Origin of the sequence: Shewanella sp. AS1, assembly GCF_021412565.1 — a bacterium.
In the GTDB taxonomy this organism is placed as follows: domain Bacteria; phylum Pseudomonadota; class Gammaproteobacteria; order Enterobacterales; family Shewanellaceae; genus Shewanella.
Map to the genome: position 1 here is coordinate 645,397 of NZ_JAKCLJ010000001.1, position 15,401 is coordinate 660,797.

Genomic DNA, 15,401 nt, shown 5'->3' on the forward strand with positions numbered 1-15,401 from the left:
ATTTACAAGCTTGTTACATTAGGTGAAATAGCTCCCATCTGAGGATAAGCGTATGGACACGATAAGCCCTGAATTGGCTAACGAAAAATATAAAGCTGTCTACTTAACCGCCGAGGATTTGCGCCTTGCGGTGTCTATCTTATATAACGCTTATCATGATGATGCTTTTTTCCTCTCAGCAATAGAGCATAGCGACAAGACTCAGTATGAACAGAAGCTCAGAGGAGCGCTGCGGGAAGAGCTCTACTCCCTCTGGCAGGAAGAGCAGGCTTTAATCGGTTTGTTCGATGGTGAGAGATTGATTGGGCTAGCCTGTATCGTCACTCAAGCAGTGCCCTTGGGAGAGGCGCGTTACTGGCACTGGCGCCTGAAAATGCTGATGAGCACTGGATGGCAATCGACTCAGACATTAATGAAAAAAGAAGCCTCGATCCTGGAACATCTTCCCAGTACCCAATGCGGCATCTTACAGTTTATCGCGCTGACACCAATGGAGCAGAATAAAGGGCTGGGTAGTCGCTTAGTACAGGCCGTTATGAGTTGGTGCGATGAACAGCCTGAACTCGACGGCATAGGTGTCTATGTGACGCAGACAAACCATGGCCAACTTTTTTCGCGCGCCGGTTTTGCCTTGCTGGAAAAGTTAACCATTGCCGATGTCGAAGGTGAACTGCTGTTTTATCGCAGTTCGAAAAGTGAGATAACCAAATGAACAGGGAGCGGGTTCAGGATAATAAGGCAGTAAATCAATATCGCAGTTTTAAGGCATTTTATCCTTTTTATCTTTCGCAGCATCAGCAGCCCGCCTGTCGCGCCATGCACTATTTAGGTAGCACACTCGTGCTTGGGCTGTTGCTGCTGAGTCTATGGTTACAAAATGGATATTGGTTGTTATTGATGCCCGTTGCTGGTTATGGCTGTGCCTGGATAGGGCACTTTATGTTTGAACATAATCGCCCCGCGACTTTTACCCATCCTCTCTATAGCTTGTATGGCGATTGGGTGATGTATGCCCAGTGGCTTGGCTCGCTCTTTAAGTCTAAATAAGCGCAATTGTTAATTTAGGGTGAATTATTTTAGCGCCCTGTTTTGTACTAAGCAGCTGTTTTGATAAATTTTAATTAGATCTACTTTTATTTCCCCTGATTGTGTGAGAGATCGCTTACAAGATTGTGAGTGATTTGCTTTTATTTTTGGTGTTTCGAGAACGAAATAATTTATTTTCATTATATTTCAGTTGTTTATCTTGAAAATACTCAGTGATTATTATTTGTGCTGCACTGAATTGTTCTTTGAGGTGCATATTTAATTTTTAGCTTGTTTATACTGAGCCTCATTAAGGAACAGGCTTAAATGAAACGAAATAGGCGCAAGGGAAAAGGATGAAGCGTCAATGGAGTGGGTAGGAAAACCCCTATGGTATGGGATGTACCAAGGAGCTGATTTGAGCTAGTAGATAGATATCTATGCACTCGCTAATCATAGGTTCATTTAAGCATCGGGAGTGTATTTCAAGGAGGGAATACAAGCCAAAAGGATTGGGATTTCAGTTAAATGGAATGGCTGAACTAGGGATAGTGAACTAAGGATAAACCGACAGGATGTTTTGATTGGCAGGAGCCAGAGTGTAGTAACATAGCAATCTTAGCCAAATATCGGCTTTGAGTTGCACGAAGAAGGCGTACTTTTTAGTACGCCTTTTTTTATTGTCGGTAGAAAGCAGTTTTTGGGAGTCTTTGTTAGAGGTGACGATTTATATGCTTGCTTTGAGCAAGCTTGAGTCTGCGATATCAACACCATTGTTTGCTGTTATTTACCTGTTTTCTTTTAAGTTTGGGGAAATGTAGCAGACATAATGCCTGTTACTTTGTAAGAGATCTCTCACAAGCGCGTGAGACTTATAACAGCTTTATTGTGTCGATCTCCATTAACACTAAATTAACATTATATTAATCAATTAGTTATCTGTTTTTGCCATTGGTATGATTTTTAATATAAAAAAGTTTATTTATGAATTGGATAAAAAAGTGTTGTCGCTCCAATAGAATTAGCTTTGTTCAAGGATGAATGGTGTAAGCCGAGTGATTGGCGAGTGCGATGGAGTCGCTATCTCTTCAGGGAAGATGTTTTACTGCCTAGGATGGTGGTATACACGGAGTGTATAGAAGGGATGCTCAAGGAAGATTAAAGGACACGTATTAAGGATGATACACACTTGGTAGGATGCCAGGTTATGGACAGTACCGATTTTAAGGATATTTAGGTACAAGGAAACAGTGCAGGGATGATGCAGGAAGCAAATAGTCGCATGGATGGTGCAGGGAGCACAGTTATAGCGGGATAGCTTAGCAAAAAGATAGAAGGCGCGGCCCTTAAATGAGCCGCGCCTTTTCCTTTTCGATTATTTTATTCTGTATCTGAAAGAGGCTATTTACAGCCACCGGATTTACATCCGCCGCGGCTGCCACCACCACAACTTCCGCCTATGGTTCCCGTGGCTTCTGGGGCTTCTAACCATTCGGGCTCAGGGAAGATAGGCCATTGAATCTTCTGAACCTTCTTTCCGTGCATCCAGATAGATGCCTTATATTGGTTGATGCCGTCTGTACTAAATTCCATCATGAACTTGGCTTTCCAGGTGAGGCCACTCGTGCCTCCTATGCTTGGACGGGCCGATTCCATTGCTATGGCTAACAGTTGCACACGTTGTTTGCGACATTCGCTGTGGGCAAAACGTCTACTCAATTCTGCCATCTGTCTCAGTTGCCAGAAAAAAGCGATGATCACCACTAGGGCAGCAATCATTAAAAAGTCGGTCATCATGCTTTGGTCACCTTAAAAAGTCCGCCAATGGCGGCCGATAAACTTGGACTGCGATCCGGCGAGCGAAGTGCCATTAACAGTTCGGTGCGGATAGCTGGAATAGCAACGATATCAGCAAAGATCTGGTTAAAGAAGTCTTGTTCCTGTTTCGCCAAGGCTTCGAGGTAAAGAGTGCGAGTTTGATCGTCTTTCAGTGCGTTCCAGTTACGGGCAGCAATGGTGATTAAAGCCTCGCTGCTTAATTCATTTAATTCGGCTAAATAGGCGATGGCTTGTCTGGCGTAGCTTGGTTGGGAGGCTAAGGCGCGCAGGAAGAAAAGTCTGTGTTCTGGCTCGGCGTGCTTTAGTTTGGCTGACAGATGCTCGGCAACCTTATCGCTGAGAGTGAGGTGTTCCAGCTGCTGACACAAAGCGATTTGCACTTCGATGGCGCAGTGGTCAAAGGCGCGCATGATCTGCTGCTGGTGATCCAGCTCATTAGCCCGCACACAGAGGTCGGCAATACCCTGCAGACCCACATCTTGCCAGCGAGTCGAATCGATTTGTCCGGACAGATATTGATAGGCAAATTCATACTGAGGCGAGGCGGCTTTCCCTAGCTGTTTTTTGACTAAGGCGTTAAAGCAGGCCAGTTTCTCCGCCGGTGGTTTAAAAGCAAAGGGGTGATTGGCTAACTTATCTTGCTGCTCTTGAGTCATATTCTGAGTCGGTGAACTACCAAGGGCTTCAATCACCATACGAATGAATTGGGTGCGCGGAGCAGGTGATAACAGGCCGCGCTCATCCAGAGGTAACTTTAAAAACCAGACATAATATTGCTCACTCTCGTCCCAAAAGACGATAGCAAATTGAGCATGACCTTGAATGGGCGACGGATAAGGGGCACTAAGCTCTTCTATCTGGGCGAAGGCGACCCTGTCGATATGTTGCACTCGGCGGCCTAGATCATAGACTTCAAACTGGGTATTGGCAGCGGTTAAAAATTGGGTGAGGGTGGTGATTTCAGTCATGGCGCTTGTTAACTCTGAGTGACAGCTTTTAATGGCGGCTATTATAGGGACAAGCGCACTGAGATGGTATAATTTGGCGAAAATTAGCGATCCAGGCCAGGATGGTGACTCGCTTATCAGTGTTAAACCGGAGGACGTTTGTACTCTTTTACCCAAAAGCAGTTAACTTTGATTGAGCTGGAACTCAAGTCTTTGGCTATGTGGGCGAGCTCGCCGCCCTCTGAAGAGGCGCTGGTGGATCCGACTCCTTTTGCCTGTGAGTCACTGGCCTTTGAGCAGTGGCTGCAATTTATCTTTATCCCTAAGATGAGCCAGCTGGTGGCGCTGAAAGCCCCCTTGCCGCAGCGAATAGCGTTAGCCCCTATGGCCGAGCATGTGTGGCAGAATCAACCCAAGATGAAGCGTTTAACAACACTTTTAAATCAATTAGATGAGCGTTTGAGTGAACCAAGATAATCCGTTAGAGCCTGAAAAATTATTAGAACAAGAGCAGAGCGCAGACAATGACGCTTTAGCCGATGATGTGGCGCCAGAGATCAGCATCCTTTACGAAGATGAGGATATTGTTGCTATCCATAAACCCGCAGGTTTATTGGTTCACCGCAGTTATCTTGCTAGGCGAGAGCGCTTTTTTGCGATGCAACTGACACGGGATAAAGTGGGTTGCCATGTTTTTCCTGTGCACCGCTTAGATAGGCCTACCTCAGGGGTTTTGCTGTTCGCGAAAAGTGCCGAGATGGCCAATCTGCTGTGTGAACAGTTTGCTACTAAGGAGATTGAAAAACAGTATCTTGCGCTGGTGCGCGGAAATATATTAGAGGGAGATTGTCTCGATTACCCCTTAAAGCAGGAGTTTGATGAACTGGGAGATAAATATGCCGATCCCGATAAGGCGGCCCAGGAGGCGCAGACCAGTTATCAACCGCTGCTGAATTGTGAGATCCCTTATCCTTCAGGCCGCTATGCCACCAGTCGTTTCGCCTTAGTGCAATTAACCCCACATACAGGGCGAAAACATCAACTGCGTAGGCACATGGCGCATCTGCGTCACCCGATTATTGGTGATACGACTCATGGTGACGGTAAGCAGAATCGCTTTTTCCGTGAACATTTTGGGATTAACCGTTTATGGTTAATCGCCAAAATGCTGCGTTTTACTCATCCAAGGACCGGTGAACCGATCAGCATAGAAACAGAGCTGGAGTCAGAATGGTTAACGATTTTTGAGGCCCTGGGCTGGCAAGAGGCGATCGAGAGTGATTCAGGTATGCTTATCTGTGAGCAGCTTTAAATGGCACTCTCTTAGTCGAAATAGACTTAAAAGCTGACTCGATCAGTATTCAATCAGCATGAATTAAGAGTAAAAGGTCAGCTTCTTTTAAAGCTGGCCTTTTTAATGGCTACTTTTCTTCTTCGTATTCAACATTTTCGTATTTATCATTTTCGTATTCGATGAGCTGCGAGTCGAATTCGAAGGGAGACTGGGGAGGGTGAGGCGTAAGATGATCGGGAATATGCTCAAGAGTCAGTGCATGGAGGGAGCGAAAGTAACACATGCGGCGGATATGGGCGCTACGCTGTACATGCTTTAAGTGTTTCTTTCGGCTTAAGTGTCGCATCCGGTTTATCCTTGAAACTCAATCTAGCCATCAAGCTTTCAATAAAGTATTGTTTAATTATATGAAAATTATTCGCTTAGGGCTAAATAAAACATGAGAAAAGTGAATCTGGTATTTGGGACTGTTTATGGCAGTGCTCAATTTGTGGCCCAGACCATGGAGGAGGAACTGAGTGCTGCGGGCGTGGAGGCTCAGTTGCACCAGCCTGAGACGCTCGAAGGGTTTGTGCCGCCTGAGGATGAAGTCTTACTGATTGTGACCTCAACCACAGGCCAAGGGGATCTGCCAGATAATATCAGCCCCTGGTTTGAGATGATGCGCAGCGATGCCCCTTACCTGCCAAAACTGGAATATGGGGTGATCACCCTGGGGGATTCCAGCTATGAGACTTTTTGCAATGCCGGTATTCGTTTCGATGAACTCTTTACAGAACTGGGTGCAAGGCGCATTGGTGAGCTGCTTAAAATCGATGCCTGTGAAACCATGGAGCCGGAAGAAGAGGCTAAGCGGTGGCTACAAGAGTGGATAAAACTCATCTAAGGTAGGTTGGCGTGCAAAAATTCAGTCGACAATGGTTTAAGTTTGCTCAAAAACTGAGCCAGTCATTACTGCTGCCCATTGCCATCTTACCGGCAGCGGGGGTGATGATAGGCCTGGCAAACAACGAACTGCCTTTTATCTCAAATACTGTCTCGATACTCATGCTCACAGTGGGTAACCTCATCTTTGATATGATGCCCATGTTGTTCGCCGTCACTATCGCCATAGGCTTCTGTCGCGATCAAGGCTTGGCCGCTTTTAGTGCGGTTTTTGGTTACGGCGTTTTCTTTGCCAGTCTGTCGGCATTAGTCAAGATAAACCAGATCCAAGCGATGAGTATCTTAGGTATTCAGACCATAGATACAGGTATTGCAGGGGGCATGCTGCTTGGTGTGATCACTTGTTTTGCGGTCAAGTGGAGTGAAAAGCTGCGCTTACCCGCAATGTTTGCTTTTTTTGAGGGACACCGCAGTGCGCCTCTTTTAATGCTGCCGCTGGCAATATTGCAGGCCTATCTCTTCCTGATGATCTGGCCTCTCTTCTCTGTCTGGATCGAGCAGATCTCTAACTGGGCCGTTTACCAAAAGCCAGAGTTTGCCTTTGCCCTCTATGGCATGGTGGAGAGACTGCTTATTCCATTGGGGCTACATCATATCTGGAATGCGCCCTTCTTCCTTGAGATGGGGCAATACCTTAATGGCAGTGAGACAGTTCGCGGTGAGGTAGGGCGTTATCTGGCAGGGGACCCTCAGGCAGGAAATTTAGCCGGTGGCTATTTGATTAAAATGTGGGGGTTGCCTGCGGCCGCGCTGGCGATATGGCGTTGTGCGGATGTGGGCGAACGTAACCGAGTCGCGGGGATCATGTTTTCCGCCGCTTCGGCCTGCTGGCTAACTGGGGTGACAGAGCCGATAGAATTTGCTTTTATGTTTGTAGCACCGCTGCTGTTTGTCATACATGCGTTACTAACAGGCCTTGCCTTTGCTGTAGCCATCTATTTAGATATACACCACAGCATAGTCTTTTCCCATGGCCTAGTGGATTTCACCTTGCTCTATAAGCAGTCGGAAAATGCCGAGTGGTTGTTTATTTTGGGGCCGTTCACTGCGCTTATCTATTACCTGGTATTTCGCGCGGCTATTTTGGCATTCGACCTTAAAACCCCAGGACGGGTATTGGGTGATGGCGCTAAGGTGGGAATGTTTTCTATCATTAAGGCCTTGGGTGGCAAGGATAATATTATCGACTTAGGTGCTTGTTTAACTCGCCTGCGGATCAGCGTGAAGCAAGTGGATTTGGTGGATAAAGCGCTGCTTGAACGCTTAGATGCCAAAGGCGTTGTATTTGTCGGTAATGGGGTACAGATAGTTTATGGCACTAAGGCCGAGCGGATCCGGCGCTTATTGCAGCATTATTTAGAGCGGCATTAGGAGTTCTAGGAGAAGGTAAATGCAGCAAAAAGTCTTGATCACAGATTGTGTCGATGCACCTGGGTTAATCACCAAGATCACGGGTGTCTGTTATGCCCATGGCCTCAATATCACCAAGAACAGTGAGTTTGTCGATCATGCTCAGGGGCGATTTTTTATGCGCACTCAGCTGGAAGGTAAGATAGATGATGGGCAGCTGCTAGCGGATCTTGATGGTGTGCTGCCAGCTCAGCGCCATATTAAATTAGTCGCGGCCGGCACAAAGCGAATTGTGGTGATGGTGACGAAAGAGGCGCACTGTCTTGGTGACCTTTTAATGAAAGCCTATTACGGCGCATTAGATGTGGAAATTGCAGCAATTATAGGTAACTACGATACCTTAAAACCCCTGGCCGATAAATTTGATATCCCGTTTTATACTGTCTCCCATGAGGGATTGAGCCGGCACGAGCATGAGCAGCAGATGCTGGAGATTATCGCAAAATACCAGGTGGATTATCTGGTGTTGGCGAAATATATGCGGGTGTTGACCCCTGAATTTGTCGCGCAATATCCCAATACCATTATCAATATTCACCACTCATTTCTGCCTGCTTTTATCGGTGCTTCGCCCTATCGCCAAGCCTGGGAGCGTGGGGTGAAAATTATCGGTGCAACCGCGCATTTTGTGAATAATTGTTTGGATGAGGGACCTATTATCAAACAGGATGTTATCCATGTGGATCATAGCTACAGTGCAGAGGAGCTGGCTAAATGTGGCCGTGATGTGGAAAAGAGTGTGCTCAGTAAGGCGCTGCAGCTGGTATTGCAGGAGGCTGTGATTGTTTATGGTAATAAGACGGTCGTGTTTTAATTGGGTCTGTTGAAACTAGCTAACTGTCGCTGAGAACTGTTGCTAAGAATGTCGATAAAGAAATGCCGCTCTAAGGAGCGGCATTTTTATTCTTGCTGATTGATTCCTGCTAGTGGATCAATACTTAGTAGTTGACTGCTAATATCTCATCGCTTGTATTCATCGCCAAGTCTTTAATTGTAACTGTGGCTGTGTAGGGGGCGATTTTCTTGGCTGTGCGCTGCGCACCATTACTCAGTGCAAATTGGTGAAAGTTCTCGCCATTACAAACCAGACGAGGGAAAACACGCTGCTTATTAATGCGGTATTCTCTCATGGTTCCGTTGAACTCAATTAGGTTGTTGCTGGCACCAGCTTTACATACTGCAATCAGGGTATTTTCCATATGCAACGACATGGCTGCCTGGGTTGAGAAGGCAAAGGGGGCTAATGCAATCACGGCAATTGAAAGTAACTTTTTCATTTGGTGCTCCTAGCTGTTTATCGGGGGGATCGAATATCAGTAAAGTCGTTATTAACCCTAAAAGCTGTTAGCCATTTGTCGCTAAATGTATCTATTTGTGAGGGGTGGATCGATATGTGTCTGCAGGTAACAAAGTGTTTCTAACTGAGATAGCTTTTCATTCTCAATGCGATTATCGCTTGTTTAGGGGCAACTGAAAAGCAAACAGCCAAACCACTAGGGTTTGGCTGTTAGATGTTTACCAAAGCTACTCTAGTAAATAGCGTGATAAATCCTGTGACTAATCGACGATGCGTAAAAGCTCGTTGATACCCACTTTACCGCGGGTCTTGGCATCGACTTTTTTGACGATAATCGCAGCGTACAGGCTGTAGGTGCCGCACTTCGATGGCAGGTTACCCGATACCACAACTGAGCCAGCAGGTACGCGGCCATAGTGAATTTCGCTGGTTTCACGATCATAGATGCGGGTGCTCTGGCCGATATACACGCCCATGGAGATCACTGAACCTTCTTCAACGACCACGCCTTCAACGATTTCAGATCGCGCGCCGATAAAGCAGTTGTCTTCGATAATGGTAGGACCTGCCTGCAATGGCTCCAGCACGCCGCCAATCCCGACGCCACCGGAAAGGTGCACGTTCTTACCAATTTGTGCACAGGAACCGACAGTCGCCCAGGTGTCGACCATAGTGCCTTCATCGACATAGGCACCTAAGTTGACGTAAGAGGGCATCAGCACAGTATTTTTGGCGATAAAAGAGCCTTTACGCACAGCCGCAGGGGGAACGACACGAATAGCTTCTTTCTTAAAGCGCGCCTCGTCATAGTCGGCAAATTTCATTGGGACTTTATCGAAATACTTGGTTTCCGCGCCATCAACGACCTGGTTATCGAAAATACGGAAAGAGAGCAGTACCGCTTTTTTCAGCCATTGATGCACATGCCATTGGCCGTCAATTTTCTCGGCAACACGAGCCTCGCCGCTGTCTAACATGCTGATAGCTTGTTCAACATCGGCGCGCACAGCGGCATCGACTGTGCTTGGTGTGATCTCTGCGCGAGCTTCAAAAGCCGCTTCTATACGTTGGCGTAAAGCCTCCATAACATCTCCCAATTATGTTTGAAAATAAATCCTACTAGAATTCGTTGATTGGCTCAGACAGGGCCTGGATTAGCGCCTGACTCAGCTCATCTTGTTCTGTTTCATTCAGTTGCAGCCCCTCGGCGGTCTGCAAAATAAAAAAGTCTTCCGCCCGCTCACCTATGGTAGTGATCTTTGCGGCAAGCAGCGTCACCTTACAACGATAGAAAATATCACCCACTTTGGCGAGTAATCCTGGGCTATCGAGCGCAATTAATTCCATCATGCTGGTGCCTTGCTTGCGTGACGGTAAGAAACTCACCTGAGTTGGCACATTAAATGGCTTCATCTGCCTTGGCAGTTTCTTAAACTTGGGCAGTTTTGTCATATCTGTGCTCAAGGCTTTTATCAGGGCCTTTTTCAGCCCCTGAATCCGCGAGATTTGCGAAACAGGGCTGCCATCTTGCTCTAAAATGACAAAAGAATCCAGTGCGTAACCATCTTTTGAATTCATGATGCTGGCGTCATGCACATTAATATTCTTGTTATCTAACACTGCCATAACAGTTGCGAACAATTTGGGTTTATCTGGGCTATAAACGAATAACTCAGTGCCGCCTCGGGTGGTGTGTTTCGAAATCAGCACAAAGGCCTCATCCTGTTTGTGCTTGAGAATCGCCTCTGCATGCCAGGCGATTTGATTGGGCTGATGACGTAAAAAATAATCCGCCTTAAAACGTTGCCACAGCAGATCTAAGCTCTTCTCTTTAATGCCTCTTCTGAGCAATTCTCGTTTCGCTTTTGCCTGATGCTCCCTAACCCGGCCGCGGATATCGACCGGTTTTTCCTTGCCGCGGGCCAGTACGCGCTGGGTGGAGAAGTAGAGGTCGCGCAGTAGAGAGCCTTTCCAGCTATTCCAGGTTTTTTCGTTAGTGGCGCAGATATCGGCCACGGTAAGGCAATAGAGGTAGCTTAGATGGATAGCATCACGCACCTTGTCGGCAAACTCTGCCACAACATCAGGGTCTGAAATATCCCGTCGCTGGGCGGTGACCGACATGACTAAGTGATTTTCGACCAGCCAGCTTACCAGGCGGCCATCGTGTTTGTTAAGCCCATGCAGATCGCAAAACGCCTGAGCATCGGCTGAGCCTAGCTTGCTGTGATCGCCGCCGCGACCCTTGGCAATATCATGAAAAATCGCCGCTAACACCAGCAGGCCTTTCTTGGGGAGCTGATTGATCAGCACAGAGCCTAAGGGAAACTCCTCTTTCTGTTCGGCCTGAGAGAAGCGCTCGATATTCATCAGCAGCCTGTGGGTGTGTTCATCGACCGTATAAGCGTGAAATAGGTCGAACTGCATCTGCCCCTCAATATTGCGCCAGGCGGGCAAGTAAGAGGACATAATGCCGTGGCTGTGCATCAGCGACAGGGAGGTGATCCCGCGGGGATGACGCAGTATTTCTAAGAAGACGGCGCGGCAGCGTGGGTCGTCCATCAGGGGCGCTTTGAGGGCGCGTCTTGCCCGGCGAAGGCTGCGCAGGGTGGGGGCGTAAATGCCTTTGATATTGGAGTTACGCGCCACCAGTAGAAACAGCTTCATTATCTCGGCTGGATCGTCAAACACATCAGGGGCTAAGGATTCGATAAAGCTGCCTCTGCGCTGGTATTCCTCATCTATTGGCTGAATTTCCAGCGCTTTGGTGTGGCCCAAGGTGGCGCGCTTAAACAGTTGCAGCAGCATCTGATTGAGTTCCATTACCCGCCTTACTGTACGGTAATAGCGTTTCATCATCTGCTCCACAGCTAGTTGAGTCGCATCCTTGTAACCCAGCAGCTCGGCGACTTGCCGCTGCATATCGAACAGCAGGCGGTTTTCATCGCGCCCCGAGATCAGGTGCAGGGCGAAGCGTAATCGCCACAGATAGTCTTGACATTCGAGCAGCTCATCGAGCTCACTCTGCTCTAAAAAACCGTGGGCCAGTAGCTCTTCGACACAACTTGCATTAAAGTAGCGCATCGCCACCCAGGTAATGGTTTGAATATCTCTGAGGCCGCCCGGGCAGGATTTGATATTGGGTTCTAAATCGAAGGCGCTGGCCCTGGCGTGCCTTGCCAGCTGCTCATCACGTTTGGCGACAAAAAAGGCACTGGCTGGCCAGAACTTGGCTTCACGCACGCCGTCATACAGGCCGCTAAACAGCGATTGGGGACCGCAAAGCAGGCGCGCCTCCAGCAGGTTAGTGGCTATGGTGATATCGCCAAGCCCCTGTTTTAGGGTGTCTTTGAGGCTGCGAACGCTGTGACCGACCTCAAGCCCTGCGTCCCATAGAAAGGCGATATATTGGCCTAGCAGGGTTTCGCCCTCTTTGGACAGTTTGCCTTCGATAAGAAACAGGAGATCCACATCTGAGTGGGGCAGGAGTTCGCCGCGGCCATAACCGCCCACGGCAATAAGGGCGATGGGCTGCTCATTCAGCTCGTGGGCTTGCCACTGCTGCGTAAGCAGCTTATCGACAAACTGGCAGCGCTGCCTGACTAGAGCCGTGACCGGTTCTCCGGCACTAAATTGCGCTAATAACTCTTGATTGTGTTGCTTGGATGCGGATTTAGCGGTTAGCGCTGTATTCATTGTTATCCCTACAATTTGTAAAAGATAGCAAGGTGATGCTTGCTATCTCGATTTGCCCGGTACAATTCTCGATACACTAGTGTGGCGGGTATTGAATAACGCTATCTCACTGCTGCCTAGTTTAATGGTTGATGATACGCGGGAAGTTTTCCTCTTCACGCAGCGTCAGTACTTCGACCCCCGTCGGTGTGACTAACAAAGTGTGTTCCCACTGAGCCGAGTTTTTACCATCAGAGGTGGTCACAGTCCAGTTGTCTTCTCTGTCTAATATTGTGGTATGGCGTCCGGCGTTGATCATAGGTTCGATGGTGAAACACATGCCAGGGCGAAGTAGGGTCTTGTCATTGTTTTTGTAGTGCATCACCTGTGGTTCTTCGTGGAAACCCGAGCCTATGCCGTGACCACAATAATCTGCAACAATACTGTACTTTTCAAGACCGCTTTTCTTGCCCTTCACATATTTCTCGATAATGGTGCCAATTTCACCCAGTTTCATGCCGGGACGCACTTTTTTGATCGCTTCGTAGAGGCTTTCCTGGGCGATGCGGCACAGGCGTTTGTCTTTGGCGCTGACATCGCCAATGAGGAACATTTTAGAGGTGTCGCCATGGTAACCGTCTTTGATCACTGTGATATCGATATTGATGATGTCGCCATCTTTTAAGGCTCTGTCGCTCGGGATGCCGTGACAGATGACTTCATTGATTGAGGTACAGATGGACTTTGGGAAACCGTGATAGTCCAGTGGTGCAGAAATCGCACCTTGCTCCTCGGTAAATTTAGCGCAGATCTCATTAAGTTCATTGGTGGTGACCCCAGCTTTGACATGGGGCTCAATCATCTCTAACACTTGGGCGGCCAGTTTGCCTGCGGCACGCATTTTTTCGATCTCTTCGGCTGTTTTTATCACTATACTCATGAAGCTTTCTCTTGTGTTTCTGTAGCCGCATTTTTGGGTCTGCAGCTAAGCTAAAAATTTGTGTTTGCGCTGGTATTATGGTATAAAGCGCGCCGTTATGTTTGTCTCTGCTCCGATAGTCTTTGGCCTTAGGGCTTTTGCTATCATTGAGAGCGAATATGGCAGCCATTATACATGGCAATCACTAAATACTAAATCACACACGTATCGACACGTTCTCCGGGGTGCCTTTTAAAGGTCGGAGATATGGGATGCGTGGAGGTCTAACCCCTAATTTTTTAAGGTAAAAAAATGACTACAGTTTCAATGCGTGACATGCTTCAGGCCGGTGTTCACTTCGGTCACCAAACCCGTTACTGGAACCCAAAGATGAAGCCATTCATCTTCGGTGCGCGTAATGGCGTTCATATCATCAACCTAGAGCACACTGTGCCTATGTTCAATGAAGCATTAGCCTTCATCAGCAACGTTGCATCAAAGAAAGGTAAAATCCTTTTCGTTGGTACTAAGCGTGCTGCAAGCGAAGCGATCAAAGAAGCCGCAATTTCTTGTGATCAATACTACGTTGATAACCGCTGGTTAGGCGGTATGTTGACTAACTGGAAAACAGTTCGTCAATCAATCAAGCGTCTAAAAGATCTTGAAAGCCAGTCTGTAGACGGTACTTTCGACAAGCTGACTAAGAAAGAAGCGCTGATGCGTACTCGTGAGCTTGAGAAATTAGAAAAATCGCTTGGCGGTATCAAAAACATGGGTGGTTTACCAGATGCGATCTTCGTTATCGGTGCTGACCATGAGCATATCGCGATTAAAGAAGCTAACAACCTAGGTATTCCAGTTGTTGCTGTTGTTGATACTAACTCTTCTCCAGACGGCATCAACTACATAGTTCCAGGTAACGATGACGCTATGCGTTCTATCCGTCTGTACACTGAGTCAGTTGCTGCAGCGGCTAAAGAAGGTCGTGGCCAAGATCTAGCTGTTCAAGCAGAGCAAGACGGTTTCGTAGAAGCTGAATAATAAGGCGAGATTTGCCCTTATTAACCAAGAAACGTGATTGGTGAACAGGGGCCCTAGTGCCCCTGTTTTTTCACATTTGATTTGTAGAGTTTTCTATAAGAGGATTTAACAATGGCAATTACTGCTGCCCAAGTTAAAGAACTACGCGAGCGTACTGGCGCTGGCATGATGGATTGTAAAAAAGCATTGATCGAAACCGACGGTGACATGGAACTGGCGATCGATAACATGCGTAAGAGCGGTGCTGCAAAAGCGGCTAAAAAAGCAGGTAACATTGCTGCCGAAGGTACAATCCTAATCAAGCAAGGTGCTGGTTTCACTGCACTTCTTGAAGTTAACTGTCAAACTGACTTCGTAGCTAAAGATAAGAACTTCCTGGCTTTCGCTAACGAAGTACTGGATGCTGCTACTGCTGCTAAAATTGCTATCGCAGATCTACAGGCTCAATTCGAAGAGACGCGTGTTGCTCTGGTTGCTAAGATCGGTGAAAACATCAACGTTCGTCGCGTTGAGTACATCGATGGTGAAAACGTGGCAACTTACCGTCACGGCGACCGTATCGGTGTGGTTGTTACTGGTGAAGCTGACGAAGAGACTTTGAAGCACGTTGCTATGCACGTTGCTGCATCTAAGCCTGAGTACGTTAACCCAGAAGACGTTCCAGCTGAAGTTGTTGCTAAAGAACAAGCGCTTCAAATCGAAATCGCGATGAACGAAGGCAAGCCTGCTGAAATCGCTGAGAAGATGGTTGTTGGTCGTATGAAGAAGTTTACCGGTGAGGTTTCACTGACTGGTCAAGCATTCATCATGGAACCAAAGAAAACTGTTGGCGAAATTCTAAAAGAGAAAGGCGCGACTGTTTCTAACTTCATTCGTTTAGAAGTTGGTGAAGGTATCCAGAAGAAAGAAGAAGATTTTGCTGCTGAAGTTGCAGCGCAAATCGCCGCTTCTAAGGCTTAATCGCCACTTGTAAGATACCCTAAAAAACCGCAGCAATCGCTGCGGTTT

At 47.4% G+C, this 15,401-nt stretch carries 16 protein-coding genes; 9 read left to right on the forward strand and 7 right to left on the reverse strand.

Annotated features, from left to right (window positions below; all coding sequences use genetic code 11):
- Positions 1 to 52: 52 nt before the first annotated feature.
- Together LZP69_RS02920 and LZP69_RS02925 are read left to right on the forward strand one after the other, a co-directional pair.
- Positions 53 to 712 (forward strand): GNAT family N-acetyltransferase, encoded by a 660-nt coding sequence (locus LZP69_RS02920; protein ID WP_234198681.1) that lies wholly within the window; start codon positions 53 to 55, stop codon positions 710 to 712.
- Positions 709 to 1,047, forward strand: a complete 339-nt coding sequence (locus LZP69_RS02925; RefSeq protein ID WP_234198682.1) for a DUF962 domain-containing protein — start codon at positions 709 to 711, stop codon at positions 1,045 to 1,047. The genes LZP69_RS02920 and LZP69_RS02925 overlap by 4 nt, the downstream gene beginning before the upstream one ends.
- A 1,380-nt stretch (positions 1,048 to 2,427) precedes the next feature.
- Here the strand turns inward: LZP69_RS02925 and LZP69_RS02930 are convergent.
- Together LZP69_RS02930 and LZP69_RS02935 are read right to left on the reverse strand one after the other, a co-directional pair.
- On the reverse strand, positions 2,428 to 2,823 hold the full coding sequence (locus tag LZP69_RS02930; protein ID WP_234198683.1) for a DUF3301 domain-containing protein: 396 nt from the start codon (positions 2,821 to 2,823) through the stop codon (positions 2,428 to 2,430).
- On the reverse strand, positions 2,820 to 3,833 hold the full coding sequence (locus LZP69_RS02935; RefSeq protein WP_234198684.1) for a DUF3549 family protein: 1,014 nt from the start codon (positions 3,831 to 3,833) through the stop codon (positions 2,820 to 2,822). Before LZP69_RS02935 ends, LZP69_RS02930 begins: the two co-directional genes overlap by 4 nt.
- A 138-nt stretch (positions 3,834 to 3,971) precedes the next feature.
- Here LZP69_RS02935 and LZP69_RS02940 point away from each other — a divergent pair, with 138 nt between their 5' ends.
- Together LZP69_RS02940 and truC are read left to right on the forward strand one after the other, a co-directional pair.
- Positions 3,972 to 4,289: a YqcC family protein gene (locus LZP69_RS02940; RefSeq protein WP_234198685.1), complete on the forward strand. Its 318-nt coding sequence runs from the start codon at positions 3,972 to 3,974 to the stop codon at positions 4,287 to 4,289.
- Positions 4,276 to 5,124 carry a tRNA pseudouridine(65) synthase TruC gene (gene truC / locus LZP69_RS02945; protein WP_442800655.1) on the forward strand — a complete coding sequence of 283 codons (849 nt, stop codon included), beginning with the start codon at positions 4,276 to 4,278 and terminating at the stop codon, positions 5,122 to 5,124. Before LZP69_RS02940 ends, truC begins: the two co-directional genes overlap by 14 nt.
- Positions 5,125 to 5,233: 109 nt before the next feature.
- Here the strand turns inward: truC and LZP69_RS02950 are convergent, their stop codons facing one another.
- Positions 5,234 to 5,452, reverse strand: a complete 219-nt coding sequence (locus LZP69_RS02950; protein ID WP_234198686.1) for a hypothetical protein — start codon at positions 5,450 to 5,452, stop codon at positions 5,234 to 5,236.
- Between the two features lie 93 nt (positions 5,453 to 5,545).
- Here LZP69_RS02950 and LZP69_RS02955 point away from each other — a divergent pair, with 93 nt between their 5' ends.
- The 3 genes from LZP69_RS02955 to purU are packed head-to-tail and all read left to right on the forward strand — an operon-like array spanning position 5,546 to position 8,275.
- Positions 5,546 to 5,992, forward strand: coding sequence for a flavodoxin (locus LZP69_RS02955; protein ID WP_234198687.1), 447 nt, complete (start codon positions 5,546 to 5,548; stop codon positions 5,990 to 5,992).
- Between the two features lie 11 nt (positions 5,993 to 6,003).
- Positions 6,004 to 7,422 (forward strand): PTS transporter subunit EIIC, encoded by a 1,419-nt coding sequence (locus LZP69_RS02960; RefSeq protein ID WP_234198688.1) that lies wholly within the window; start codon positions 6,004 to 6,006, stop codon positions 7,420 to 7,422.
- Between the two features lie 19 nt (positions 7,423 to 7,441).
- Positions 7,442 to 8,275 carry a formyltetrahydrofolate deformylase gene (gene purU / locus LZP69_RS02965; protein ID WP_234198689.1) on the forward strand — a complete coding sequence of 278 codons (834 nt, stop codon included), beginning with the start codon at positions 7,442 to 7,444 and terminating at the stop codon, positions 8,273 to 8,275.
- A 124-nt stretch (positions 8,276 to 8,399) separates the two neighbouring features.
- On the opposite strand, the gene LZP69_RS02970 is transcribed toward purU, so the two are convergent.
- The 4 genes from LZP69_RS02970 to map all read right to left on the reverse strand — a co-directional run bounded on the left by LZP69_RS02970 (position 8,400) and on the right by map (position 13,373).
- A complete protein-coding gene (locus LZP69_RS02970; RefSeq protein WP_234198690.1) occupies positions 8,400 to 8,738 on the reverse strand; it encodes a DUF3718 domain-containing protein in 339 nt (112 codons plus the stop codon).
- Positions 8,739 to 9,018: 280 nt separating this feature from the next.
- Positions 9,019 to 9,843, reverse strand: coding sequence for a 2,3,4,5-tetrahydropyridine-2,6-dicarboxylate N-succinyltransferase (gene dapD, locus LZP69_RS02975; RefSeq protein WP_234198691.1), 825 nt, complete (start codon positions 9,841 to 9,843; stop codon positions 9,019 to 9,021).
- A gap of 34 nt (positions 9,844 to 9,877) precedes the next feature.
- Complete coding sequence (gene glnD / locus LZP69_RS02980) at positions 9,878 to 12,454, reverse strand: bifunctional uridylyltransferase/uridylyl-removing protein GlnD (protein ID WP_234198692.1); 2,577 nt, start codon at positions 12,452 to 12,454, stop codon at positions 9,878 to 9,880.
- Between the two features lie 121 nt (positions 12,455 to 12,575).
- The gene (gene map / locus LZP69_RS02985) at positions 12,576 to 13,373 is read right to left on the reverse strand and encodes a type I methionyl aminopeptidase (protein WP_234198693.1); all 798 of its coding nucleotides are present in this window, start codon (positions 13,371 to 13,373) and stop codon (positions 12,576 to 12,578) included.
- Between the two features lie 291 nt (positions 13,374 to 13,664).
- Between map and rpsB the strand changes: the two genes are divergently transcribed.
- Complete coding sequence (rpsB, locus tag LZP69_RS02990; RefSeq protein ID WP_234198694.1) at positions 13,665 to 14,393, forward strand: 30S ribosomal protein S2; 729 nt, start codon at positions 13,665 to 13,667, stop codon at positions 14,391 to 14,393.
- A 111-nt stretch (positions 14,394 to 14,504) separates the two neighbouring features.
- Positions 14,505 to 15,353: a translation elongation factor Ts gene (tsf, locus tag LZP69_RS02995; protein ID WP_234198695.1), complete on the forward strand. Its 849-nt coding sequence runs from the start codon at positions 14,505 to 14,507 to the stop codon at positions 15,351 to 15,353.
- The last annotated feature ends 48 nt before the right edge of the window (positions 15,354 to 15,401 follow it).

What these genes read in the sequence shown, in the direction of transcription:
- LZP69_RS02930 (WP_234198683.1), bottom strand. Translation starts at nt 2,823, where the DNA reads ATGATGACCGACTTTTTAATGATTGCTGCCCTAGTGGTGATCATCGCT.
- LZP69_RS02920 (WP_234198681.1), top strand. Translation starts at nt 53, where the DNA reads ATGGACACGATAAGCCCTGAATTGGCTAACGAAAAATATAAAGCTGTC.
- LZP69_RS02970 (WP_234198690.1), bottom strand. Translation starts at nt 8,738, where the DNA reads ATGAAAAAGTTACTTTCAATTGCCGTGATTGCATTAGCCCCCTTTGCC.
- dapD (WP_234198691.1), bottom strand. Translation starts at nt 9,843, where the DNA reads ATGGAGGCTTTACGCCAACGTATAGAAGCGGCTTTTGAAGCTCGCGCA.
- LZP69_RS02950 (WP_234198686.1), bottom strand. Translation starts at nt 5,452, where the DNA reads ATGCGACACTTAAGCCGAAAGAAACACTTAAAGCATGTACAGCGTAGC.
- rpsB (WP_234198694.1), top strand. Translation starts at nt 13,665, where the DNA reads ATGACTACAGTTTCAATGCGTGACATGCTTCAGGCCGGTGTTCACTTC.
- LZP69_RS02955 (WP_234198687.1), top strand. Translation starts at nt 5,546, where the DNA reads ATGAGAAAAGTGAATCTGGTATTTGGGACTGTTTATGGCAGTGCTCAA.
- LZP69_RS02935 (WP_234198684.1), bottom strand. Translation starts at nt 3,833, where the DNA reads ATGACTGAAATCACCACCCTCACCCAATTTTTAACCGCTGCCAATACC.
- purU (WP_234198689.1), top strand. Translation starts at nt 7,442, where the DNA reads ATGCAGCAAAAAGTCTTGATCACAGATTGTGTCGATGCACCTGGGTTA.
- glnD (WP_234198692.1), bottom strand. Translation starts at nt 12,454, where the DNA reads ATGAATACAGCGCTAACCGCTAAATCCGCATCCAAGCAACACAATCAA.
- LZP69_RS02925 (WP_234198682.1), top strand. Translation starts at nt 709, where the DNA reads ATGAACAGGGAGCGGGTTCAGGATAATAAGGCAGTAAATCAATATCGC.
- map (WP_234198693.1), bottom strand. Translation starts at nt 13,373, where the DNA reads ATGAGTATAGTGATAAAAACAGCCGAAGAGATCGAAAAAATGCGTGCC.
- tsf (WP_234198695.1), top strand. Translation starts at nt 14,505, where the DNA reads ATGGCAATTACTGCTGCCCAAGTTAAAGAACTACGCGAGCGTACTGGC.